This is a genomic window from Acinetobacter sp. ANC 4169, assembly GCF_002135355.1.
In the GTDB taxonomy this organism is placed as follows: domain Bacteria; phylum Pseudomonadota; class Gammaproteobacteria; order Pseudomonadales; family Moraxellaceae; genus Acinetobacter.
Genome location: NZ_NEGE01000024.1, coordinates 1 through 24,764 on the forward strand (window position 1 = coordinate 1; position 24,764 = coordinate 24,764).

Here is a 24,764-nt window from a genome sequence, read left to right on the forward strand (position 1 = left end):
GCTAAACTTGCAGGTCAAGCTGCTGGCGTTGAAAAATAAGATTTAAAATTATTTTTCCGTTTAAAAAATCACCCTTTATGGGTGATTTTTTTGCTTTTGCATCCTAAACGAATATTAATGAAGCAAATGATTCATTTCTTTACATTATCTGGTTGACGACTTGAGTTTTCATCCCTAAAATGCGCTTCAGATTCTCCAATAGCTCAGTCGGTAGAGCGACGGACTGTTAATCCGCAGGTCCCTGGTTCGAGCCCAGGTTGGAGAGCCATCTATTCTTCCATAGCTCAGTCGGTAGAGCGACGGACTGTTAATCCGCAGGTCCCTGGTTCGAGCCCAGGTGGAAGAGCCAAGATTCTAAAAAGCCCACTCATCATGAAGTGGGCTTTTTTTATTGGTTAAATTTCGCTTCTTATATAACTCATACTTTTTAAACTCTTAGCTTTAACCACCAGCCTTCAAATTGTAGACCATTCACCTATCTATTGTTCGCCGATTAAAATTTAGTTATCTTCATTCTAATAATAAGACTTTAATAAAATTATATGAATGCAACCTGGTTAAAATCTCTCATTTTCTGGATTATTTTGATTATTGTCATGTTCGCCGTTTTTCAATGCAGTCAAAATTCTGAAAATAAAAAGCAGGCGTCCGCGCTCATGTATGAACGCTTATTTCATTGCACCCGTAATTTACCGCAAAAGAACCCGGAGGTTTTAAAACATATTCAGCAACAGCTCAAGCCCGAGCTCAGCCAAGCCGAGCTGATGAAATTAATTAATGAATGCCGTAAAGCACACCCCTTACAAAGCAAAGAAAATTATATAAACTTAATAAAAGCACTTAAATAATAAGCAATAAGTTTATTTTTAAAACATTCAATTCATTTTCATGTTTTTTTTAACCCTGAGCCCTTGACCCTTTCAGCTTAGATACATAGAATGCGTATCAGATTCTCCAATAGCTCAGTCGGTAGAGCGACGGACTGTTAATCCGCAGGTCCCTGGTTCGAGCCCAGGTTGGAGAGCCAGATTCTAAAAACCCACTCAACTGAGTGGGTTTTTTCTTATATCAAGATTGTGCTGTGTTCGATTCAAGTCAATTCACTTTTTTCCTTATTGGTTGTATTGCCAGCCTAGCCTTGCTGACCCTTGTTTTTCAGCAACTGTTCAAGCCACGGCAAAAATTCTTTCCCAAACGCGTCATCACGCATTTCGAAAGCAAGATGTTTATTCGTCTCAAAGAAGCCTTTCCCCAACATCATATTCTTGCTCAAGTGGCTTTTAGCGCCCTGATCACCAACAATAACTTTAAAATCCGTAACCAGTTTAATCGCAAAGTCACCGACTTCGTTTTGCTCAATCAAAAACTTGAGGTAATCGCTATTATTGAACTGGATGATCCAAGCCATATCGGCAAAGAGCAGGAAGATGCCGAACGCGATGCCATGCTGCATGAAGCCGGCTATCAGGTCTATCGCTATACCGATATCCCCAGTATTCATAGCTTAAAAAAAGATATTCTCAATTAATCTGTGCTCGTCATAAAAAAGCCACCGTATGATGCGGTGGCTCCCAATTCAATACAATAAGCTCAATATAACAATGAATTATTTATTGCCTTACTGGGTAGAAGTAGAAGGTTCTACAGTCGCCTCAGAAGCAGATCTTTCTGCCGCCTCACGGGCTTTGATCCGTTCCAGCATTTCAGCCTGTTGCTGCTTATATTTCTGCTGATTTTTCTCATCGCTACTGACTGCCAGATAGGCCATAGAGACAAGAAAAATCGGAATAAGTAAACCAAGGCTCATCAGAATAATCATCTTCTTGGGATTTGGCTTCGCGCCTGACTGCGACATAATCAATACCTGTCAATCTATATACACACTAAATTTTCCTGTCCAATATAACAAAACCCTGAGCTGTCTCAACAGATCATTGACCTACTTTGTAAACTCGCATCAAAAAGCCGGTCGAAACCGGCTTTCCCAGTCAAAACACATCAAAGTCAGACAGCCAGCTGAATTTTACTTAGCACCTCTCGTAAGGTTTTTAGATAATCAAAGTCAGCTTCAGGCTTGTCTTGCATCCGCCAGGCCACATAACCATCCGGACGCACCAGTACAGCACCCGCTTCATGGATTTCAGATTTTTGATTCCATGTTCCATAAACATCGCGATATTCCCGGGAACCAATCTGAATCACGTCCAGATAAGGCAGATTCAGGGCATGTACCGCATTTTTCCAGCCTGTACCGGACAGTCCGGTGAGCAAGCTAAAACGGCCCTGTCCCACGATATCTAAGGTTGATTGCTTCTGTCCTTTGGCATCAATTAGCCAGATATGCGGTACTTTTGCACCGGGGCGTGTGGTTGCCTGCAAATAAAGCTGTGGATCTTGCGCAAAGGTTTCCGCTGTCACCTCGGCAATCATCGCATTTGAATCATAACGCTGATTCAACTCTACCCCTTGTGCATTAAATTCGAAATGTTTAATTTCCAGAGCTTTGAATAATTTTTGACGAATCTCGGCACCCTCATCATCTTCAGCGAAAATTCGCTGCAACATCGCCGCCTGTGTCGTGACCCCCTCATCAAAACCAAAAACTTCTTTCAGATGCTTATAGTCGAAGCGGGACTGATTGGCACGGGCGACTATCTGCTTGCCCACAGGTGCACGCTCACACGTATAAGAATCCAGCAAGCTTTCCTTGCTCCAACCTTTCACCGCATAGGCCAGTTTCCAGCCAAGGTTAAAGGCATCCTGCATACAGGTATTCGAGCCTAAACCGCTAGAAGGCGGATGACGATGTACGGCATCACCACCGCAAAATACCCGCCCTACCGAATATTCTGTGGCCCAGGTCTGATTCACATACCAGTAAGACAGTTTTTCAATTTCTACATCCTGAACCTCAGCCCCGACAAAAGCGTTCAGGCGCTCACGTACCTGTGCTTCAGTCACCTGCGGCTCACCTTTACTGATGTCAAAGCCCCAGCCCATGATCCATTGATTCCAAGGCGTAATGGCGCGCAACAGCCCCATTCCCAAATCACCAAAGCTGGCTTCGGGATTGACAATCCATTGCAGAATAGCCGGGCGATGCTGCACATACTGGCTTAAATCTGCCTTGAAGGTCACATACACGGTACCGGCACGCGCCATGATACCTTCTAGCGGCAGATTTAACTGCTCGACAACTTTTGAACGAGCACCATCCATACCGACCAGATATTTAGCCTGCAAGCTAAACTCGGTATTGGTAATCCGGTTTAAAAAAGTTGCCGTTACACCGTGTTCATCTTGGATATGAGACAGATATTCGGTATTAAAGTTATAAATCGCACCACGTTCAGCCGCATTTTTGACTAAAAGCGCTTCCATTTTAGGCTGGATCAAATCCACCAGCGGACATGGACTGCCTTTGACATAATCGCCATGGCGCTCATCCCCAGTACCCCAGGCGCTAAGACGGGCTATTTCTTCCCCGACCAGACTGGTGGTAATCAGGCTTTCCCCCATTTGTTCCCAAGGCGTGGCAATCTGCTTGACCTGTTCTTCTATGCCGAGATCACGTAATACTTCCATAGCACGCTGATTGGTAATATGTGCACGTGGACTGTTGGCCAGCCAGTTAAACTGGGTAAAAAGCTGGACTTTAATACCATAATTGGCCAGTGCCAGCCCCAAGGTTGAACCCGCAGGACCTGTTCCAATCACCAGCACATCCGCATCAAATTGTTCAGACATCACCTACTCCTTTTCCATGCTACCCTTCAGCTGTCTGATCTCAGTGTATGCAACATCCTTATTTCGCAGAACACCCATAGGCTTAAACTATGGTTGCATAGCTTTTAAGTCTGTAACATTTCATAATCGGATTCGCAGTATCAGCATAGGATGAAGCTGCGCAATCGGGTTTAAACGTGCGGTCAGTTATGGAATTACGTCATTTAAGATATTTTGTCAGTGTGGCCCAGCAAGGCAGCTTCACCAAAGCCGCCGAAAAGATGTTTACTGCACAGCCCTCATTAAGCCAGCAAATTAAAGATCTGGAAGAAGAAGTCGGCGTATTACTATTTGATCGGTCCTCTAAAAAAATCCGCCTGACCGATGAAGGCGAAGCCTTTTTACCCCATGCGATGAATGCGTTAGAGAGTGCCCAACTTGCCATGTTGGCTGCGCGTCAGGCGGCTTATAACAAAAACAACCAGATTTATATTGGCTTTTTAAATGTGGCAGAACTGAAGGTCATGCCCTTAATCTTAGATAAACTCAAACAGCAAATTCCGGATCTGCAGATCCATGTGCAAAGCCTGACCTGTCTTGAACAGATCCAGCGTCTAAAAAATTCTGAGCTCGACCTGGCCTTTACCCGTTACGCTCTTCAGCATGATGATTATGAAAACCTGTGTTTACTGACTGAAAAAATCTATGTTGTGGCAGCAGAAAAATTACATCCTTCTAAACATCAAATCAGTCGTGAATACTTGAGCAAACAGAACATCATCATGTGCGAACAAAGTGCCTCACCGGTGTTCTATGAAAAGATCAATCAGCAATTGCAGCTAAAACAGCTGCCGCATCATCAGATGCTCTGGGTCACCAATGTTCTGCAACACATCAACATGATCAATATGGGCATGGGCTTTAGTTTTGTTCCAGAATATCTGCTGAAATTTCTAGGCGATCATGTGCAGGTGGTGGCGACTGAATTTAAGCTTCCTACCTTGCAGCTGTATGCCAGTTTCAGAAAAAACTCAAAAAATGCAGCATTGCAGTTGATTACGCAGGAACTGAAAATGCAAATTCAGGTGGGCTGATGTTGCAACTGATCTTTACCCATACTAAAAAAGTATACGTATGGATAATGCTGATCAGTTAAGGAGTTTAGAAATAGGCTCTTTAACTTTTTAGTAACTCATGGCGGAGTCTTACCGTGTTAAATCACACCCTTGCAGCTCAATTTGTTACTTTGGTTTCGCCCAAAGTAACCAAAGGCATTGTCATCCGCAAAACTCGTCAGCTACTATCAACTAGCAAACTCATCGCAGAAACAATCATTTTTTAATGTAGTCCGGCCTCAAACAATTGCGGATGACTTTTCCACATATCAACTACAATCATGAATTTAAAAAGAAAATACCAGTCAATTTCTTAACTAACTAGCATTAATTCGCATGGATGCTTTTTTACGATTTTCACTTCAAATCGTGACTTAAAGCAAAGCGAGAAAAATTCCAGCAAAAATCATGACGCCCACCCAGCGGTTATGCCGAAATGCCCAGAAACAGCGCTGCGGATCACGGTCATGGGTCTTGCTCCATTGATAGATAAAATCAGCTGCCACACATAACAACGCGATTAAACCGAATGGCATCAACAGATTTTCCAAATACATGGCACCTCCAATTAAGACCAGACTGATGACCTGTAATAAAGAAATGATTTCGATGTCATATTTGCCAAATAAAATGGCCGTCGATTTTACCCCAATCTTTAAATCATATTCACGGTCGGTAATCGCATACTGGGTGTCATACGCCACTGTCCATGCCAAATTGCCAAAGTACAAAAGCCAGCAGCTTAAGTCCGGTGTCTGCCCCACTGCGGTATAGGCCATTGGAATGGACCATGAAAATGCCGCACCTAGAAAGACTTGTGGCAAGTTGGTATAGCGCTTCATAAACGGATAAATAAACGCTAGGAATAATGCACCAAATGACCAGTAAAAGGTTTCAATTGGCAAGAAAAACAGCATACATGCACTGGCAGCCACAAGTAGCAAAAACACATAAATGGCTTCTTGAGCACTGATCACACCAGTAGCCAAAGGACGGTTTTTAGTTCGTTCTACATGCGCATCCACTTTACGGTCAGCAAAGTCATTAATAGCACAACCCGCAGCACGCATAAAAATGGTACCCAGAATCATGGGAATTAAAATCCCGATGCTCGGGATTCCCTGATTAGCCACCCAAAGTGCCCACATGGTCGGCCAGAACACCAGTTCCGTGCCAATCGGCTTATCAAAACGGCAGAGATAATAATAAGCTTCCAGACGTTCACGCCAGGTAATTTGATGCGCAGTTGCCATGACATTCCTTAACCAGGTTACTGTTTAATTTTTTGTTGAATAAAGCGTTCAAATGCAGGCAAAAAAGTTTCCTGCACAATGAATTTACAGCCATGCCAAGTATAGCAACTTTGTCGTGTCCAGCCATCCTCAAGTAGAATTACCCGCCGCTGACAAACCGGATTGGTGCGTTGGAACAGAAACCATCCGATGGGTTTTTTACCAATATGCTGAAAGATGCGTGCCCGGGATTGCAAACTTAAAATTGGAAAGATACTTTTGGCTTTCACCCACGGTGCATCTTCACAGCCATATAGATAGCTTTCACGCACCCATGAAGTATGCTGATGCGGCATATTCATCCATTGCGCATCTGCATGTAGAAGCCGCTGATACTGCTCTTCAATGGGCTGAACCTTAAATACCCCACCAGCCAAATCTGTCAATTGTTGTGTCAAAGACCCTGAAGCATAGAGCCATATTTTTAACGCTTCTGGAATTTGTTGCTGTAATTGAAGTTTTGCTGCCGCCCGCATATCCCTCGCCTTTATAAAACTAACATTATCAATGCACTTATGCATCGTGATGATTATACACAGAGCCTTAACTGTTGATGGGCGGATTTACAGCCATTTATGTTAATGTATGAATATCTTAGCTCCGGTTTAATATACCTAGTATCCCTGAACATTAAATGCTGCATGAATATTTAAATAATGATAAATACCCATTTACGTCCATCTCGCTCTCTTAAAGCATCTGTAGCAATGGCAGTTTGTATTGCACTAAGCTCGCTTACACAAGCCAGAGATATTGCACTCAGTTTTGATGATGGTTTAAATCCACAACAAAATCCTAGAGCAACGGTTATTAATCAACAGATCTTAAAACAACTCGATGAACATAAAATTAAAAGTATGGTCTTTCCAAGTTTAATTAAAATTGGTGATTATCAAGGCAAGCAGCTCATTGAAAACTGGGGTAATGAGGGGCATATTATTGGGAATCACAGTGCCTTACATCAGAACTTAAATAAAGACAACATCTCAGCTCAAGCTTATATTCAAAGCATTATCGATGCGGATACTGTGTTAAACACACTGCCGAATTATCAGCGGATCTATCGTTATCCATTTTTAAAAGAAGGCAACACTGTTGAAAAACGCGATACCGTTTATCAATGGCTGTATCAAAACCACTATAAAATTGGTGGTGTCAGTATAGATGCCAGCGACTGGTTTTATAACCGAAAATATCTAGATTACGCAAAACAAGATGACACTGAAAAATTACAGCGTTTAAAGCAAGCTTATATACGTCATTTATTAGATCGCGCGGAATATTATGATCAACTTGCAGTACAAACATTACAAGGCTCACCCCAGCATGTTTTACTGTTACATGTAAATGCGATTAATGCGGCATTCTTAAAATGATGTAATTACTGCCTTTCAGCAGCAAGATTGGACATTTATTTCTGCAGAGCAAGCATTCCAAGATCCCATTTACAGGCAGCAGAATCAAAATATTCCTGCAGGTGAAAGTGTGATTTGGTCAATTGCTAAAACTCAAGGGCAAGAGCTGCGCTATCCTGCAGAAGATGCACCTTATGAAACAGACAATTTAAAACAGCATCAACTCGATTAATTAAAATAACTCATCCATGCCTTGGCAGAATTGCGAAGGCATTATTTCTCAAAAAATTATGCATTATCCGTTTTAGCAATCACTTCAAATTTTCCCTGAGGTGTTTTGATTAAGATCAACCCTTCAGCACTAATATAAAAGCTTTGCGGATAATCAAATTCTAAAGCCAATTCAGGGTTTTTTAATTCTACAAATTGCGCTTGCTTATACCCCTCAACGGTGCGACTCACTTCCAAATATGTGACTTCTGAAAAGTTCAGCTTAAATCCCTTAGACTGATCTGTTGGATCTATCCAAGGGAAGAAACCTGTATGTTTTTTACGTGGCTTTGCCATGATGGGATGACTCTTGTAAATCTTCATCCCATCATACAAAAAACCCGCGACAAGCGCGGGTTTTTCTTGAACTTAAATTCGAATATGAATTACAAGCTGTAGTACATATCAAATTCAACCGGGTGAGTAGTCGTGTTAAGACGACGTACTTCTTCAGTTTTAAGTTCGATATACGCATCAAGCATTTCTTTAGTGAACACGCCGCCTTTAAGAAGGTAATCGTGATCAGCTTCAAGAGCTTCAAGCGCCATATCTAGGCTATGAGCCACTGTAGGGATTTTAGCTTCTTCTTCAGGAGGAAGATCATACAAGTTCTTGTCTGCAGCTTCACCTGGGTGGATCTTGTTTTGGATACCGTCAAGACCAGCCATCAACAATGCAGCGAAACCTAAGTACGGGTTCATCATTGGATCTGGGAAACGTGCTTCAATACGTTTGCCTTTAGGGCTAGAAACGTAAGGAATACGGATAGAAGCAGAACGGTTACGTGCTGAGTAAGCAAGCATGATTGGTGCTTCGAAATGCGGAACTAAACGCTTGTACGAGTTTGTAGAAGGGTTAGTGATTGCATTCAATGAACGAGCATGTTTGATCACACCGCCAATGAAGTACAATGCCATTTCAGAAAGGCCTGCATATTCATCACCAGCAAACAGGTTCTTGCCATCTTTAGAGATAGACATGTGAACGTGCATACCAGAACCGTTGTCACCTACCATTGGTTTAGGCATGAAAGTCGCAGTTTTAGCGTATTGGTGAGCAACGTTCCAAACCGCATATTTAAACTGTTGAACTTCGTCCGCTTTACGAACCATAGTATTGAAGCTTACACCAATTTCTAACTGGCAAGATGCAACTTCATGGTGATGTACTTCTACACGACCTGGGCCCATGATATCTTCAATACGAGCACACATATCAGCACGCATATCTTGTGAAGAATCTACAGGAGGAACTGGGAAGTAACCGCCTTTAACACGTGGACGGTGACCTGAGTTACCAGCTTCGTAATCTTTACCAGTAGACCAGGCAGCTTCTTCAGCGATCAATGTGTGGCGCGCGCCAGACATGTCGATGTCCCATTTCACTTCGTCAAATACGAAGAATTCTGGTTCTGGACCAAAGAATGCAGTATCACCGATACCTGTTGATTTTAAGTATTCTTCTGCACGGCGAGCAATTGAGCGCGGATCGCGTTCATAACCTTGACCAGTAGATGGCTCGATTACGTCACAAGTCACAACAACTGTAGGCTCAGCAAAGAACGGGTCTACAAAACCAGTTTCTGCATCTGGACGTAAGATCATGTCAGATGCTTCAATGCCTTTCCAACCAGCGATTGAAGAACCGTCAAACATTTTACCGTCTTCAAATGTATCTTCGTCGATTGAATCTGCAGGGTAAGTTACGTGCTGCTCTTTACCCTTGGTATCAGTAAAGCGAAAATCGACCCATTTTGCGCTACTTTCTTGGATGAGTTGAAGGACCTTGTTCGCCATGCTCATTTTGCTCCGATGATTTTTTGTTGCACCTGCTAAGTGCGTGTTAGTAGTTGGTATCTATTAAGCAATTGTCGTACCAACTTTTTAAAAGCAAAGATAAAATACTGAATTCTTTATCAGAATAGAATATTTAAGCCCTTTACTTTGAGGCTATTATACTGTGTCCAAATGCAAATGCACCATATTCAAACACTCTTAATCACTTTTACTTAAAAAGCCGCTTTAAGTGTTCTAAATTGGTGCACATTTATTTTCCACCCCGGGTAAAAGCCCTGTCCGACATACTTTTCGACTAAATATTAACCAGTTTCGCTTAAAGTAAATACTTAATAATTTTTTCTTGATCATGCTTATGATTTTATTACTGAATCCTTTTAGCATTTTAATCTGGAAGTTAAAAACCCTTAAATCGCCAACAAACACTATCTTATTATTATTTATATGTTTTTTATTTTTTAACGGCTCAACTTTAAATATTTCAAAGTTTCAAAAACATGAAACACTCTGCGCCATTTTGGTGACAACTTACAAATTTGATATTCACTGATTTATGTTCTTTTATGAAGCCAAGCTTCAATGAAGCAAATTTAAACAGCATAATACTTACTTATAGATAGTATGTTACAAAAATATATTAACTAATTTTTATTCATTGATTTTATATCGCCCTCTCCCCTGCATCTTATTTCAAAATTCCATTCAATTATTGAAATAATCTTCCATAAATTTCATTCCAGATAAAATGCAAATAAATCAGCTTATTCTCATACAGTGATTTCTCTAAAATCATTATCATAGAAATAGTTCAGCAGAAAATGTTTATTTTTTGCTATGATTATTCGCACTCCATTTTTTTAGCCGTTTTGACTGCTTTTAGTTTAAATAAGACTATGCAGTGAAAACTCGAATCATGCGAGTATTCTTGGACTATTCGAGCACAGTTAAGTGCGCAAATTTCAATAGGTTAGCTCATGCTTTTAATGATCGACAACTATGACTCTTTTACCTATAACATCGTCCAGTATTTTGGCGAGTTAAATCAGGAAGTAAAAGTAGTCCGTAATGATGCCGTTACATTGGAAGATATCGAGCGATGGCAACCAAAGTATCTCGTTATTGGTCCCGGCCCTTGTTCACCAAGCGAAGCAGGCATTTCCATTCCTGCAATCCAGCACTTTGCCGGCAAAATACCTCTATTAGGAGTGTGCCTGGGACATCAAAGTATCGGTCAAGCCTTTGGTGGAGATGTGGTTCGCGCCAAAAAAGTCATGCATGGACGTTTATCAGACATGTATCACAGCAATAAAGGGATTTTCAGCAACCTTCCTTGTCCATTTTCTGCAACGCGCTATCACTCCCTGGTGATTGATCAGGCGACCTTGCCAGAATGCTTGGAAGTAACTTGCTGGACCAATGAAGAAGATGGCTCTATGGAAGAAATCATGGGCGTGAAACATAAGACATTGCCGGTCGAAGGCGTGCAGTTCCATCCTGAATCCATTCTGAGTGAGCACGGTCACCAAATCTTCAAAAACTTTTTAGAAATTTACGCATAACGAGCGCTACAAAGATTATGAATATTCAACAAGCTTTAAATAACATCACTAAAAATATCGAGCTCACTCAACCGCAAATGGAAGAAGTGATGCGTACCATTATGAATGGTGAAGCCACTGATGCACAGATTGGTGCGTTGATGATGGGCCTACGCTTAAAAGGCGAAAGCATTGACGAAATTACCGCAGCTGCTCGTGTAATGCGTGAGTTCGCGATTAAAATTGATGTCAGCGATCTTCCTCATTTGGTCGATATTGTCGGCACGGGTGGTGACGGTCAAAACTTATTTAACGTGTCGACTGCATCCAGTTTTGTCATTGCTGCCGCTGGGGCAACCATTGCCAAACATGGCGGTCGCGGTGTGTCATCCAAGTCGGGTTCTTCTGACTTACTTGAACAAGCCGGAATCAATCTTGACCTGAACATGCAGCAAACTGAACGTTGTATCCGTGAAATGGGCGTTGGTTTCCTGTTTGCACCGAATCATCACAAAGCCATGAAATATGCTGCTGGCCCACGTAAGGAACTCGGCTTCCGTAGTATTTTCAACCTGCTTGGCCCACTGACCAATCCGGCTGGGGTAAAACGTTTTGTGATTGGCGTATTCTCCACTGAACTTTGCCGCCCTATGGCTGAAGTACTCAAACAGCTGGGCGCAGAACATGTGATGGTGGTGCATTCTAAAGATGGTCTGGATGAAATCAGTCTGGCCTCTTCCACTTATGTGGCTGAACTGAAAGACGGTGAAATTACCGAATGGGAAATTCAACCCGAAGCAGTCGATATTGAATCGCAAACCTTAACCGGCCTTTCTGTAGATAGCGCAGCTGAAAGCCTGACTTTGATTAAAGATGCTTTAGGCAAGAAAAAATCTGCCCTGGGTGAAAAAGCGGCAAATATGGTGGCGCTTAATGCAGGTGCAGGGATCTACGTTTCAGGTTTGACCAATAGCTATAAACAAGGTGTGGCATTGGCACATGACATTATCTATGGCGGTCAAGCTTTGGAAAAGATGGGCATTTTGTCTGAATACACAAAAACTTTAAAAGAATACGAAGCTTAAGACGGCAGGACAAAGATCATGGTAGATATCGCAAATACAATTTTAGGCAAAATTGTGGATCGTAAACAGCAAGAATTTGCTGCTCGTCTTAAGCAACACAGCTACAAAGATGTGGAAGAACTGGCTCAGGCTGCAACACCTGTGCGTGGTTTTGCACAATCTGTGCAAAGTAAACGTCCAGGGGTGATTGCTGAAATTAAAAAGGCATCGCCATCTAAAGGCATTATTCGTGAGAACTTTAATCCTGCAGAAATTGCCCAGCAGTATGAGCAAGCGGGTGCAGCGTGTTTATCGGTACTGACAGATGTGGACTTTTTCCAAGGTGCGGACGAAAATATCCAGATTGCCCGTTCGCATTGTGCCCTGCCTGCACTACGCAAAGATTTTCTGATCGACCCTTATGGCGTAATTGAAGCCCGTGCCCTGCATGCAGACTGTATTCTTCTGATTGTGGCCTGTCTGTCTGACCAGCAACTGGAAGAAATGTCGAAAACAGCATTCGAGCATAATCTGGATGTACTGGTTGAAGTGCATGATGAAGATGAGCTGGAACGCGCTTTGCGCCTTTCTGAGCGTTGTTTGCTGGGTGTAAATAACCGCAATTTAAAAACCTTTGATGTCGATTTAAACACATCCCTGCGTTTGAAAAAATTGCTTGAGCCTTCACGTCTTTTGGTCACTGAAAGTGGCATTGCCACACCAGATGATGTCCACATGATGCAAGAACATGATATCCATGCCTTCCTTGTGGGCGAAAGCTTTATGAAACAGCCTCGTCCAGATCATGCCTTTACTGCATTGTTTGGCCAGCCTGAAACTATTGAATGAATATTAGAGATTATGAGTAAACATGATTCTTCGCTTTCGAAAGATCAGTACAATTTACTGAAATCTTTTAAAAAGCAAATTACCAATCCGCATTCGACTGCAATTGCCAAGCAGCCTGAGCCTAAAGCTCAGGCTGAGCAAGAGCAGGAAGATGATTTCGATTTGTTCCAGAAATCGATGCAAGGTGTCAAAAAAATAGACAGCAGTAATATTGCAAAAATCGAAAAGAGCAAACAGAAAAAACCGGATGCCAAGACTCTAGCCAAACGTGCCGCTGCAACCGGCCCTATGCAAACCGATCAGGCGGAACTGTCGGATACTCAAGCCATGCTCAATCCGGTAGCCAGCCAGGCAGCGTTAAGCTACCGCATTGCGACTTTACAGCATAAAGTTTTTGAAGATTTAAAAGCAGGCAACCTGCGCTGGTTTGAAGCAGTCGATTTACATGGCTGTACCGTAGAAGAAGCCCGTGTAGCTGTACTACAGATTATTCAAATGGCCAAAGATGAAAATCAGAACGTCATTAAGATTGTACATGGCAAAGGGCCTGAAGCTATTTTAAAAACCTATGTGAATGGCTGGCTGCGTCAGCACCGTGATGTTTTGGCCTTTGTCAGTGCGCCTGAAAAGCAAGGTGGCACAGGTGCAGTTCTGGTTCTGCTGAAACGAAGCGAAAAGAACCCAAAATTCAAACAGTAATCGGAATTTTTCCCTAAAACAGGGCATTGTAGCGGTTTTCTGCTACAATGCCGTCCTTGTTCGATATCAGTGTAAGTGAACACGTCTTATGTCTATGCAGCAATCCTACGCCAACATTTTAACTGCCGTTGGTGAAGATCTTAATCGTCCTGGTCTTAAAGATACGCCAATGCGTGCTGCTAAAGCTTTTTCGTATTTAACGTCTGGTTATAGCAAAACTTTGGAAGAAGTGACTAACAGTGCGGTCTTCCCTTCCGATAACCGTGAAATGGTATTGGTCAAAAATATCGAATTCTATTCACTCTGTGAACATCACTTATTGCCTTTTTACGGTCGTGTACATATTGCCTATTTACCTGAAGGCAATGTCTTAGGTTTATCCAAATTTGCTCGTATTACCGAAATGTTTGCGCGCCGTTTGCAAATTCAGGAAAACCTGACCCAGCAAATTGCTGAAGCAGTGGCTGAAGTGACCAAAGCACGTGGTGTCGCAGTGATGATCGACTCTGCGCATATGTGCATGATGATGCGTGGTGTAGGCAAACAGGAATCTACAACCCGTACGGTTTCTTTTGTTGGGGATTTTAAAACCAATAAAGATGAACGTCGTGAATTTTTGGCTGCTTTGCCTGAAAGTCTCTAGAATGTTCATAGAATAAAAAGCCCCCGCTTGCTCGGGGCTTTTTTATATATGCTTTAACTTCTTTCTTTTATGCAACTTTTAACTTTAAGGATAAATCATGTCATCTATTTGGTTAGCAGGTCACGGTTTAACCCAAAGTAAATGCGAAGTAGACTTTCCTCGTCCTGAGCGTTTGGTTAAAGGCAATCCTGAACGCCATACCTATAGTTTATATGAACATCCGCACATGGACTGTGGCATTTGGCACTGTGAAGTGGGTGCATGGAATATTGTATTTGCGGACAACAAACAAGAATTCTTTAATGTCATTGAAGGTCGCGTGCGCCTGCATACTAAAAACTCAGATACCGTGATTGAAGTAGGCGCCGGCGATGCAGGCATTATTCCACCGGGCTTTGAAGGTACTTTTGAAGTGATTGAGGCTGTTAAAAAGTATTATGTGATTGTTGAAGTCTAAGTTCTAAATTCGAGCTATTCTGCATTTTCCATCATTGTATTGTTATGCCAAGCAGTGAAGAAAATAGGCAAAATCACTTTACTTCAATGACATCTTAAAAAAACCGCACATATCCCAGACTGGTTTTCATCCAGTCCTTATGGTCTTGTTGCTGGTATTGCCAATTCAGTCGAAGTGCATTTTGTGAATTAATGACATATTGCCACTGGGTATTCAGTTTAAGTTGCCATTGCTGGCTATCTTGCCAGTACGGTAATTCAAGCTGTACCAAGCTATTTACGTGATCTGACCAGATATTTTGACAGCCTACTGTCGGCCCCATACCAATACGCCAGCCCTGATCCAGAGCCTTAGCTGCCTGTATATGATTTTGCAGTTGGATATAACACAAATGCTCACGCTCCGGGTTTGCATAGCTATAGCCCATCTGAACCTGTAAATTTGCAATGCCATGTTGCTCATGTTCACTGAACTGACCCTGTTGATCCAAAGCTTCCTGCTTCCAGCCAAAATTAAAACCCCAGCTGAGTGGCGTTTTAAAGGGCGTTATCGGGTTATAAGAATTCACGTTCAGAACATCAAAATGCTCCAGTTTCAACTCATCATCACGATACTGGACAGAACCATCCCAGAACAATAACTGTGTACCGGTGCGAAAACCGCCTTGCGGGTCAATCAGGTCATGATAGGCCTGACGATGTCCAAGTTCGACAAACTTTTCACCCTGCACTTCCCCTAGATTGACCGAAAAATGCCGTGCATCATGAGCCTGCGTCGGATCCATTTTCGGCCGTAGCGGTTGTTGGCGTTGTTTGTCCAGGTCAATTTGACTGCGCAAACTCAATAACTGGCGTAATCGTGGCTGGGCAAAACCTGGCTCAACTTGAGTTCCAATCAATTGCAGATATAAATCGTCATAAGCCATCTCTAAAATCTTGGCTTTATCTAAGTCCTGATAAGATTCTATGTGCTTAGACATCTCTATTGTTTCTGCAAAGGCAACTTGATGCGCAACTGTAGCCAGGCTTTTACCATGCTGTCTGACCTGGGATAGCAATTGGGTTTCTAAAGCAGGCCTATAGACAGTTTCTTTGACCAAGCCTTGCTGTTCTATCGCCTTAATGGTTTCCACGGGAATAGCAGCCACTTTAAATTGCTGTTTTAAATCAAGCTGTGGGCGAACCAAATCAATAAGTCCCAATAAACGATAGGCACAGTTATCACTGACAAAGTAATAAGGGAAACTTACATGTTTCATTTCCCAAATATGCTGCACTAAAAAGCGGGTTTCATCGGGACTTAAACTGAGTTCATATTCCCACAAATCACGGCTTTCCAGATCACCATATTCTTTTACCTTACGGTAATAGGGCATTAGGGAATATTCACCCTGATACTGCCCGGTTAGACCATTCCAGGCAAAAGACCAGCCTTCTCCCTCGCTAACTGTAGCCGCATAATTCACCGCATAAGAAACTAGATTCAGCTGCTTTTGATCTTTGGGATCCAGGCGCAACAAGGTATGCCCAAACATCGAACTGGGATTGCCCATAAAGTCGGTTGCATAGATGAGTGTGGCTTTATAAGGCTTGATCTGTCCGATCCAGTCCTGTAATTCCGGACAGGTTACCACTGGTAATTGCTGTTCTGAAATATTCAGTTGCTGCATTAACCATTGACTGCGTGCAGGAAAACGGCACCGCACCGATTGATTCGGCTCTGCGGATTGGAATAATGCCTGGATATTCGCTTGTAACTCTTGCTTTAAATCGCTCTTCCCGTCATTGGATAAGAAAAAACCTGCATAGCTGACTTCACTATGTCCTTTTTTATCGGCATACATCAACCTTTGCCAAGTGATGTCTTGGTCTAGTTTTCGTTGTATTGCACGCTCTATATAGGGCTGAGCGGTATAAGCTTGAGCGGTTTGGACAGGCGTTGCTGAATAGGCAACCGTGGAAGAGATTAAAGCAAAAACGAACGCAAGTGATTTCATGCAAATCTGGTATTTATCTTTTATCAATTATTCAGTAAGAAAAACCCCGTCAAGATGACAGGGTTTTGGGATATTCGATTATACGTAGGCTTTCAGCACTTCATCTTTCGCCATCACAGCCTGTAAAGATGCAAGCACTTGTAAAGAATCATGATTTTCTGCTGAATAAATTTTAGAGAAGTTTTGTTTAGAAACTGCAAAGAAACGGGCTTTGTCTTGCGCTTTAATATTTAAAAGTTCAGCAAGGACATTTAGGCTTTCCCCTTCACCCACGGCCATATCACGTGCTAAAGATTCAGCATTTTCATTGGTAAAAGTCACCGCTTGAGCAGTGACTGTACCTGTACCGCTACAACCTAATGTACCAAAAGTAATACCGAATAATTGGTTAGCAAAAAGACCGTTAGTCGTTGCAGCCAGAATTTTAGGTGCCTTACCCGATTTACCTGCCCAAACTTGTGAACCGATACCACAACCAGCATCTCTATCTGCAAATGCTGCGGTAGAACCGAGTGCTACAACTGCAGCTAAAGCTAATTTTTTCATCATGGCTATTCTCCAGAATTTATTATCCAAGTGTTTTAATTCTTCACAGTTGTGCAATTTTTATTACACCTTTGTAAGATAACTGCAACTTTCTCACAACGCAAAACAATTTATACTAAAGTTACCAATCACCATATAAACATTTGAAATTATTTATTTTTTAACTTCCAAACACCCTCTTGACTACGCTTTCCAAGTATTTTTAACACCAAAACCAGGCTCAAAAGCAGCAATAAATACCAGGAACCCAGCTTACCCCAGCCCACCATATGCCAGGCATCGACCTGACTAGGATATAACCAGATTTTATTAAAGGTACTAATATTTTCTGCAATCCAGATAATAAAGGCCAAAATAATTAGCACCGGCAACATCGGCAGTTGCAGCTGATGCTGTTGCAACTGAAAGCAAATTTTGGTTTTCCAGAAAATAATCATGCTCCAGGCAAATAGCACCATGCGTATATCTGGAACAAAAAATTTACTCATGAAGTTAATATAGGAAAGCACCGCCAAAGCCAGCATATTGCTAAAACTCGGCAGTTTCTCAAACGACACCTGAAACAGCCTTAAGGAGCGGGCAAAAAAACTGCCCACTGCCGAATACATAAATCCCGCGAATAAGGGTACAGTCAGTATTTTAAATACCGCCGGCTGTGGATATTGCCAGGATGCAATCTGTGGATGAGTCAGAAAAATTTCCATGCCCATGGCCATGATATGAAACAGGGCAATGACCTTGGCTTCGGCCCACGATTCCAGTTTTAAATACAGCAAACAGGCTTGGATGATTAAGGCATAAAACAGCAAATAGTCATAACGAAAGAAGCCATAAAACTCCTGGCTTCCCATGGATGCTGTAAGTACAAAAGCAAGCAGCAGTAAAATCCCAAATAAGGCAGCCGAAGCTGCCTTAAATGAGAACTCAAAACATGATTTAAACAGACTGATCAAGGTTGAATCCTAAAAAATGAGTTTACTCACACGTACTTAAAGATATTTGGCGCTATATTCATGCACGGTATCGATAAATACTTTAGGATTCGCAGGATCTACCCATTGGGTAATGCCATGACCCAAGTTAGCGATATAACCGGTTTTTTCACCACCTGCATAAGCATCATCCAGCATGGCTTTGGTGGCTTTTTCAATCGATGCTGGCGAGCCATATAAAGTGGCCGGATCAAGGTTACCCTGTAATGCAGCACGGCCATTCACAGTTTGACGTGCCACGTTCAAAGGCGTAGTCCAGTCCAGACCAAAGGCATCGGCACCGGTGGCGACCATAGGCTCTAGCCACTGACCACCGCCCTTGGTGAATAAGATGACCGGAACTTTGCGCCCGTCTTTTTCACGTTTTAAACCGGCAACAATTTTTTGCATGTAATTCAATGAAAATTCGATATATTCACGATGTGCCAGCGCACCGCCCCAGCTGTCAAAAATCTGTACAGCTTGCGCACCGGCATCAATTTGTGCATTTAAATAATCAATAACAGCAATGGCCAAACGGTCCAGCAAAGCGTGCAACACTTCAGGCTGTGCATACATCATCTGTTTAGTATAGCGGAAATCCTTGCTGGAACCGCCTTCTACCATATAGGTGGCCAGTGTCCAGGGGCTACCTGAAAAGCCAATCAATGGCACTTGACCGCCTAATGCAGAACGAATGGTGCTTACCGCATTCATCACATAATCAAGGTCAGATTTAGCATTGAAGTTGGGTAAATTTGCTACATCTTTTTCGCTACGGATGGTTTTATGGAATTTCGGACCTTCCCCTGCTTCAAAATACAGGCCCAGTCCCAAAGCATCGGGCACGGTTAAAATATCTGAAAATAGAATGGCGGCGTCCAGGTCATAACGGCGCAAAGGTTGTAAAGTTACTTCGCAGGCAAAATCATTATTTTTGCACAGGGAAAGAAAATCACCTGCTTTGGCACGTGTTTCACGATATTCAGGCAAATAACGTCCTGCTTGACGCATCATCCAAACTGGTGTGGTATCTACCGGCTCACGCAATAAGGCCCGCAGAAAACGATCGTTTTTTAGCGTCGTCATTTACTTTCCCATCTCATTTTTAATCTTCGAACCATCATAACAAAAAGGTCGAAAATTTAGTAACTTCTCTTGCAGCTAAAAATCGATCACGTTAAATGTAAAATAATTTTTACACAAAACAAATACTGCATCTCCTCATTTTTTCTGCAATACTTGGCTAGTTTTATCACATAGTTAATGAAAAATTCTTAAGGTTGAATTACATGTTCGTTCGCACATTACTCGCCATGAGTTTAAGTTGCATTTTTGCGGGTACAGCATTTGCCGCATCTACTGCTGAACAACCATTAAATCCTAAAAAGATTACCAATGTTGCCGTTCAAGATCCGATTGATCCTCTGGCAACTGAAGCGGCTTCTAGCGCTCAAAGCACTGTAAATACACAGATTACACCTCAAGAACAAAAAGACTTAAATAAGGCTTCGCAAACCTTGGAAAATCTTCAGAATACTGAAGATGAGACGGCTCCAATCGGTGCTGCACCTACCACAAAAACAGCAACGCTACCGAGCAATGCTGGTGCAGCAGCCAAGGCATCCTGGACCCTCGATGGCCTGAATAATGCCACATGGTATGAAAATATTGGTAAGGGTCAGTTCCCTGTATATGCACGCGCGCATGTCATGTTGAACAATGCCCATGCTTCTCCGGGTGCAATTGATGGTTCAAGTGGTAAAAATACCCTGAAAGCGATTGCATCCTTCCAGCAAATCAATGGCATTCAACCGACAGGTGTTTTAACTCAAGAAACCTGGGATGCTTTAGTCGCCAAACAAGGTGCTAAACCTGCATTCATTGAATACACCCTGACAGATGCGGATCTTAAAGGTCCTTATGCTGAAACTATTCCTCACGATTATGCCTTGCAAGCCAAAATGAAAGGCTTGTACTACACACGCGTAACCGAAATGCTGGGTGAAAAGTTCCATATGGATGAAGACTTTTTGAAAAAGTTAAATCCGAAAGCAAGCTTCAAAAAAGCGGGTGAAAAAATTATTGTGGCCAATATCCGCAATGAAGTTCCGGAAGATATTCACCTGATTGTTGCGCATAAAGGTGCAAAACAACTGTACTTATTTAACAGCCGCAACCAGATGATTGGCTCATTCCCTGCAACCATTGGTAGCTCGGACACGCCATCTCCAACAGGTACCTACAAAATTACCGGTGTAGCGCAAAATCCATGGTATAGCTACTCGCCAAGTAACTTTGTTCAAGGTAAAAATACTAAACCACTTTCTTTACCACCGGGTCCTAACGGCCCTGTAGGTAACATCTGGATCGGTTTAAGCAAAAAATCATTTGGTATTCACGGTACACCAAACCCATCTGCAATTTCTAAAACTGCATCGCATGGCTGTATCCGTTTAACCAACTGGGATGCCAATGACCTGGGTAAAAAAGTCAAATCCGGTGTAACGGTTAAATTCCTGGAATAATCTCTGTACACTGCACAAAAAAAGCCTGCATCTATTGCAGGCTTTTTGATATCTTGCGCATTTTAAATGCAAGACATCATCCTAAAATATCGTTTCAAATATAGGATGATTTGTTGTTTTTTTATGATTTCTAAGTCATTTTTAAATCATTAAGATAATGCTTATATTCAAGAATAAAGACAGGAATAGCATTATGAACGCTTTTCTACATCCAAGTGAAAATCGTGGTCATGTCAAAATGGGATGGCTCGAGTCCAAACACAGTTTTTCTTTCGGCAATTGGTACAACCCGCAATATATGGGTGTGAGTGCCTTACGTGTCATTAATGACGACCTGATTGCTGCGCATAACGGTTTTGGCACCCATCCGCATGACAATATGGAAATCTTGACCTGTGTGCTTGAGGGAACGATTTCCCATAAAGACAGCATGGGTAATGCAGGTGGAATTTCTGCCGGTGAATGGCAACTGATGAGCGCCGGAACGGGTGTGCAGCACAGTGAAATCAACCAAGGGGATGAACCGGTTCATTTATTACAGATTTGGATTATTCCAAATGAGCGTGATGCAGAACCGAACTATCAACAAATCAAATGTGATCCACGTGAACAACCGAATCAATGGCATTTGATTGTTGGCCCCAACGAAAATGCACCAATGCATATTCGCCAGCAAGCTGAAGTGAAAACTGCATTGATCCAGCAGGGTCAAAGCCTCAACATTAAAGCGACCCAACATATTAATTATGTGCATGTGATTTCTGGTGCAGTCAAAATTGCAGAGCATACTGTAGAAGCTGGCGGTGCCATTGCCTTTGTAGAGGTAAGTCAGATTGAAGCTTTGCAAGATGCGCAAGTAATCTGGTTTGATTTACCTGAAGTGAAGCACTAAAACGCGATTTGTCAGCTTATCAACCTCAGCCAGAGATGATCATTGTAAAATGGTCATCTCGATCGTGTTAATTGTTAAATTTAAATAATATTAATAACTTAGTCATTCAAAAGTTAGGGTAATTGCTATATCCCTTAATAAAAATATATAAATCAAACCAATCCTCATCACACTTTTACTTAAAGCCAGCCTGTTTTAGGACAATATCAATCTGTTTCATTTTTTAATTTAGACATGAATGAAAAAATCTTAAAAATAAAGTATCCATTTATTATTAAAAGAGAAAATCCATATGAATCAGATTTTAGATATTCAAACAAGTCAGCAACAGGCTTTGCTTTTTTTATTAGGTTATTTAAAACAACAAAACTATCGCTTTACCACCATCACGCCACTCTCCCATCAGCGTATTTTAAGCCGAAACAGCAATACTCAGAACAAAGCCATTACACTTAGGGATATATTCGGCTGGAATTTGGCATTTGCGGAAGCTGACCTGGAGCCGGCACTTTTTGCAGTGCTGGAAGAACATCAGCTCATTCATTTCCATGAGCATCAGTGGCGCAGTCATGTCCGTGTATCATCGCTAGATGATGAATTGTTTATTCATTCCAGTTTCCCCACCCTAGCCGCTGACTCGGTTTTTTTTGGCCCAGATACCTATCGCTTTGTTTATCATCTCAAGCAATATTTAGCAGCACGACCGCATTCATTTAAACGGGCTGTGGAATTATGCTGCGGAACTTCAGCCGCTGCGATCAGCTTAGCAAAATCCTGTCTCGACCTGAATGAAGTCATGGTGGCCGATCTCAACCCGAAAGCACTGTTTTATAGTCAAATCAATGCCAGCTTTTCAGAACTAAATAACATCACTCCGGTTTCCAGTAATTTATTTGCCCATATTGAAGGACAGTTCGATCTTATTTTTGCCAATCCCCCTTATTTAATTGATGCAGATCAGCGACAATATCGGCATGGTGGTAATGAGCTAGATGGTAGTGAATTATCTTTTAGAATACTCAAGGAAGGTATTGAGCGGCTTAATCCTCAAGGCTGTTTATTTTTATATACTGGGGTTGCCATAAGAGCAGATGGCAATCGATTTTTAGAACAGCTTGAAAAATTGATAGCGTCGCAACCCAAGATCCATTGGTCTTATAAAGAAATCGATCCCGATGTTTTTGGCGAAGAGTTGGAGCAACCGGCTTATCAACATATAGAAAGAATTGCTTTGGTTTTGGTGAAAGTGGAAAATATAGTTGAGCTTAGATAGGGAATTATTTAAAGCCCTTCATTGAATACATAACTCATCTTTGTTTTTCCTTTGTTATAAACTGATCTGAAAAATTAATTGTATTTTTTAAAACTACATTTGTATTTCTAAAAATATATGTTCCATATTCCGGAAAAATAGAACCATATTCTCGATATAATCGATAATTTCGTGCTGCAAGCCCACTACAACGCATTTCTTTATTTGGTATAGAAATGTTTAATATTTCTTGAATAGATGTATTTTTGTTTCTTTTAACATTATATCTAATAAGACTTTCACACTGAAAACTATAATCCACACCAAAATTATTATAACCATCATAAACAAATGGAATATCTAACTGTAAAACATCTGTATCGATATAACCATTATTGACATCTGAATCTTTAAACGCGACTTTTATATCTGGATAGTTTTTTAATGGTAAAATAATGTATTTTCCAGTTGTACGCTTACCCCTAAATAATATTACCCACCCATCATTGTAACTGGTTAATTTTTCTATATGAACCACATTTCCCTTACCAAATAAAATATTAACAACCAATATATTTTTATTATTTAAAATAGCCTCCCCTATAGATAATAAACCATGTGGAGTACCTGATGGTGCACTATTATAAAAATCATCTTTCTCAAAAATATCTTTTACATTTATTATTAAATTTTCATTTCCATCCCATGAAAGTATTTTTACGACTGTATAAATTACACACTCTCCATCCTCATTTAATTTAAATCCAAAATAATTAATCAAATTTTTATATGGATTTATCCTTACTTCTTTCTCAAAGCTTCCTTGTTCATTTTTTATAAACTCCATAAACTTAAATAAATCAAAATAGTAGCCAGACTCAGTTTTTAAATATCCATCTTTTGGAAAAACATTACACTGATCAAAAAGTAGTTTTTCCTTTTATTTCTGAATAATATTAGCTTCTTTTCTTAACTCCCGATCTTTTAATCTATGCTCTTGATTTTTTTATAAATAAAAATAGATCCAAAAAATAAAAAACTAATAAAAATAATAAATATCCATCTCATAATTATTTTATCCTTTCTCAAGTAAGTTTTTTAGTCTTATTTTATCTACCTCATTAAACAAAAAAAGTCTGATTTACATAATTCACTACACCTGAAATCTGTTCCATATATTGCAAAAGATCAGGTGTCTTTTCAGCTTGAATCAATTTCACTGTCCGTATTGGATCAAAACCATCAAACTGACAATAAAACAAAGGCTCTCCACGCTTTAAAATCAAATCTTTAGTTGTATCATGCCATTCAAATGCCCACATCAAAGGACGTGGCCAAATATGAATCGGGAAACGGCCACCAAAAATCGTCCCAGGTAAAGGATATTTACGATAATGCCCAAAAGCATCTAACTGCGTAATGTATACCACCTCATCTGCAATAAAACAGTAGGGAAGCTTGAGCTGTAAAATTGGTACTTGTGGAGCACACCTTTATTTTATTGCCGTTTACTACGTGGATCATCAGGAGCATATTGATCCTAGACAGTATCGTGGACAATCGGTCCCTCTAAATTCTTAAAATAATTCTGTTCAAAAGCTTCTGGACTTAACCAGCCATTTGCAGAATGCCGTCTAATTCGATTGTAGTAAATCTCAATATATTCAAACAAGACAGCATTGGCTTCTTTTCGGGTAGTAAACACACTCCCGTGTACCACATGACCTTTCAATGTATGAAAGAAGCTTTCCGTCACCGCATTATCCCAGCAGTTG

24 protein-coding genes, 3 tRNA genes and 2 pseudogenes are annotated in these 24,764 nt (G+C 41.2%); 16 read left to right on the top strand and 13 right to left on the bottom strand.

Annotation, left to right across the window (positions count from 1 at the left end):
* The first annotated feature begins 192 nt into the window (after positions 1-192).
* The 5 genes from B9T26_RS14880 (at position 193) to B9T26_RS14900 (ending at position 1,528) form a co-directional block, all read left to right on the top strand.
* Positions 193-268: transfer RNA gene (locus B9T26_RS14880), tRNA-Asn, on the top strand.
* A gap of 5 nt (positions 269-273) precedes the next feature.
* Positions 274-349, top strand: a tRNA-Asn gene (locus B9T26_RS14885).
* A 307-nt stretch (positions 350-656) separates the two neighbouring features.
* A complete protein-coding gene (locus B9T26_RS15870) occupies positions 657-848 on the top strand; it encodes a hypothetical protein (RefSeq protein ID WP_227518819.1) in 192 nt (63 codons plus the stop codon).
* A gap of 103 nt (positions 849-951) precedes the next feature.
* Positions 952-1,027, top strand: a tRNA-Asn gene (locus B9T26_RS14895).
* A 54-nt stretch (positions 1,028-1,081) separates the two neighbouring features.
* Positions 1,082-1,528 carry a DUF2726 domain-containing protein gene (locus tag B9T26_RS14900; protein WP_086200457.1) on the top strand — a complete coding sequence of 149 codons (447 nt, stop codon included), beginning with the start codon at positions 1,082-1,084 and terminating at the stop codon, positions 1,526-1,528.
* Between the two features lie 90 nt (positions 1,529-1,618).
* On the opposite strand, the gene B9T26_RS14905 is transcribed toward B9T26_RS14900, so the two are convergent.
* Both B9T26_RS14905 and B9T26_RS14910 read right to left on the bottom strand, forming a co-directional pair.
* Positions 1,619-1,855 carry a hypothetical protein gene (locus B9T26_RS14905; RefSeq protein WP_086200435.1) on the bottom strand — a complete coding sequence of 79 codons (237 nt, stop codon included), beginning with the start codon at positions 1,853-1,855 and terminating at the stop codon, positions 1,619-1,621.
* A 149-nt stretch (positions 1,856-2,004) separates the two neighbouring features.
* Positions 2,005-3,747 (bottom strand): FAD-dependent monooxygenase, encoded by a 1,743-nt coding sequence (locus tag B9T26_RS14910; protein WP_086200436.1) that lies wholly within the window; start codon positions 3,745-3,747, stop codon positions 2,005-2,007.
* A gap of 188 nt (positions 3,748-3,935) precedes the next feature.
* Between B9T26_RS14910 and B9T26_RS14915 the strand changes: the two genes are divergently transcribed.
* Positions 3,936-4,820 (top strand): LysR family transcriptional regulator, encoded by an 885-nt coding sequence (locus tag B9T26_RS14915; RefSeq protein ID WP_086200437.1) that lies wholly within the window; start codon positions 3,936-3,938, stop codon positions 4,818-4,820.
* Between the two features lie 395 nt (positions 4,821-5,215).
* On the opposite strand, the gene ubiA is transcribed toward B9T26_RS14915, so the two are convergent.
* Positions 5,216-6,094: a 4-hydroxybenzoate octaprenyltransferase gene (gene ubiA / locus B9T26_RS14920; protein ID WP_086200438.1), complete on the bottom strand. Its 879-nt coding sequence runs from the start codon at positions 6,092-6,094 to the stop codon at positions 5,216-5,218.
* Positions 6,095-6,111: 17 nt separating this feature from the next.
* Complete coding sequence (locus B9T26_RS14925) at positions 6,112-6,609, bottom strand: chorismate--pyruvate lyase family protein (RefSeq protein WP_086200439.1); 498 nt, start codon at positions 6,607-6,609, stop codon at positions 6,112-6,114.
* A 231-nt stretch (positions 6,610-6,840) separates the two neighbouring features.
* Here B9T26_RS14925 and B9T26_RS14930 point away from each other — a divergent pair.
* Positions 6,841-7,720: pseudogene (locus tag B9T26_RS14930) on the top strand (polysaccharide deacetylase family protein).
* Between the two features lie 56 nt (positions 7,721-7,776).
* Here B9T26_RS14930 and B9T26_RS14935 read toward each other — a convergent pair.
* Both B9T26_RS14935 and glnA read right to left on the bottom strand, forming a co-directional pair.
* Positions 7,777-8,055: a hypothetical protein gene (locus tag B9T26_RS14935; protein WP_086200440.1), complete on the bottom strand. Its 279-nt coding sequence runs from the start codon at positions 8,053-8,055 to the stop codon at positions 7,777-7,779.
* A gap of 89 nt (positions 8,056-8,144) precedes the next feature.
* A complete protein-coding gene (gene glnA, locus B9T26_RS14940) occupies positions 8,145-9,560 on the bottom strand; it encodes a type I glutamate--ammonia ligase (protein WP_171263019.1) in 1,416 nt (471 codons plus the stop codon).
* 968 nt (positions 9,561-10,528) lie between these two features.
* On the opposite strand from glnA, the gene B9T26_RS14950 reads away from it, so the two are divergent.
* From B9T26_RS14950 to B9T26_RS14975, 6 genes are all read left to right on the top strand, one after another.
* On the top strand, positions 10,529-11,113 hold the full coding sequence (locus B9T26_RS14950; RefSeq protein ID WP_086200443.1) for an anthranilate synthase component II: 585 nt from the start codon (positions 10,529-10,531) through the stop codon (positions 11,111-11,113).
* 17 nt (positions 11,114-11,130) lie between these two features.
* Complete coding sequence (gene trpD, locus B9T26_RS14955) at positions 11,131-12,177, top strand: anthranilate phosphoribosyltransferase (RefSeq protein WP_086200444.1); 1,047 nt, start codon at positions 11,131-11,133, stop codon at positions 12,175-12,177.
* Between the two features lie 18 nt (positions 12,178-12,195).
* Complete coding sequence (gene trpC, locus B9T26_RS14960) at positions 12,196-13,005, top strand: indole-3-glycerol phosphate synthase TrpC (protein WP_086200445.1); 810 nt, start codon at positions 12,196-12,198, stop codon at positions 13,003-13,005.
* A gap of 12 nt (positions 13,006-13,017) precedes the next feature.
* Positions 13,018-13,704: a Smr/MutS family protein gene (locus tag B9T26_RS14965; protein ID WP_086200446.1), complete on the top strand. Its 687-nt coding sequence runs from the start codon at positions 13,018-13,020 to the stop codon at positions 13,702-13,704.
* 94 nt (positions 13,705-13,798) lie between these two features.
* Positions 13,799-14,347, top strand: a complete 549-nt coding sequence (folE, locus tag B9T26_RS14970; RefSeq protein ID WP_171263021.1) for a GTP cyclohydrolase I FolE — start codon at positions 13,799-13,801, stop codon at positions 14,345-14,347.
* A gap of 97 nt (positions 14,348-14,444) precedes the next feature.
* Positions 14,445-14,804, top strand: coding sequence for a cupin domain-containing protein (locus B9T26_RS14975; protein WP_086200448.1), 360 nt, complete (start codon positions 14,445-14,447; stop codon positions 14,802-14,804).
* A 94-nt stretch (positions 14,805-14,898) separates the two neighbouring features.
* Here the strand turns inward: B9T26_RS14975 and B9T26_RS14980 are convergent, their stop codons facing one another.
* The 4 genes from B9T26_RS14980 to hemE all read right to left on the bottom strand — a co-directional run bounded on the left by B9T26_RS14980 (position 14,899) and on the right by hemE (position 19,406).
* The gene (locus B9T26_RS14980; RefSeq protein WP_086200449.1) at positions 14,899-16,800 is read right to left on the bottom strand and encodes a DUF4105 domain-containing protein; all 1,902 of its coding nucleotides are present in this window, start codon (positions 16,798-16,800) and stop codon (positions 14,899-14,901) included.
* A gap of 78 nt (positions 16,801-16,878) precedes the next feature.
* Positions 16,879-17,349 (bottom strand): DUF3015 family protein, encoded by a 471-nt coding sequence (locus tag B9T26_RS14985; RefSeq protein WP_086200450.1) that lies wholly within the window; start codon positions 17,347-17,349, stop codon positions 16,879-16,881.
* Between the two features lie 146 nt (positions 17,350-17,495).
* Positions 17,496-18,296, bottom strand: a complete 801-nt coding sequence (locus tag B9T26_RS14990) for a DUF817 family protein (protein ID WP_171263022.1) — start codon at positions 18,294-18,296, stop codon at positions 17,496-17,498.
* A 39-nt stretch (positions 18,297-18,335) separates the two neighbouring features.
* Positions 18,336-19,406 (bottom strand): uroporphyrinogen decarboxylase, encoded by a 1,071-nt coding sequence (gene hemE, locus B9T26_RS14995; protein WP_086200452.1) that lies wholly within the window; start codon positions 19,404-19,406, stop codon positions 18,336-18,338.
* A 203-nt stretch (positions 19,407-19,609) separates the two neighbouring features.
* On the opposite strand from hemE, the gene B9T26_RS15000 reads away from it, so the two are divergent.
* The 3 genes from B9T26_RS15000 (at position 19,610) to B9T26_RS15010 (ending at position 23,010) form a co-directional block, all read left to right on the top strand.
* Positions 19,610-20,845, top strand: a complete 1,236-nt coding sequence (locus B9T26_RS15000) for a L,D-transpeptidase family protein (protein WP_086200453.1) — start codon at positions 19,610-19,612, stop codon at positions 20,843-20,845.
* 193 nt (positions 20,846-21,038) lie between these two features.
* Positions 21,039-21,737 (top strand): pirin family protein, encoded by a 699-nt coding sequence (locus tag B9T26_RS15005; RefSeq protein ID WP_086200454.1) that lies wholly within the window; start codon positions 21,039-21,041, stop codon positions 21,735-21,737.
* Between the two features lie 292 nt (positions 21,738-22,029).
* Entirely contained in the window at positions 22,030-23,010 is a 981-nt protein-coding gene (locus B9T26_RS15010) for a methyltransferase (protein WP_086200455.1), read from the top strand.
* A gap of 34 nt (positions 23,011-23,044) precedes the next feature.
* On the opposite strand, the gene B9T26_RS15015 is transcribed toward B9T26_RS15010, so the two are convergent.
* From B9T26_RS15015 to B9T26_RS15025, 3 genes and pseudogenes are all read right to left on the bottom strand, one after another.
* Positions 23,045-23,836, bottom strand: a complete 792-nt coding sequence (locus B9T26_RS15015) for a hypothetical protein (protein ID WP_086200456.1) — start codon at positions 23,834-23,836, stop codon at positions 23,045-23,047.
* 228 nt (positions 23,837-24,064) lie between these two features.
* Positions 24,065-24,473: pseudogene (locus B9T26_RS15020) on the bottom strand (hypothetical protein); the annotation flags it as partial.
* Positions 24,474-24,529: 56 nt separating this feature from the next.
* A partial coding sequence (locus tag B9T26_RS15025) for an IS3 family transposase (protein WP_143223035.1) occupies positions 24,530-24,764 on the bottom strand: 235 nt, incomplete at its 5' end.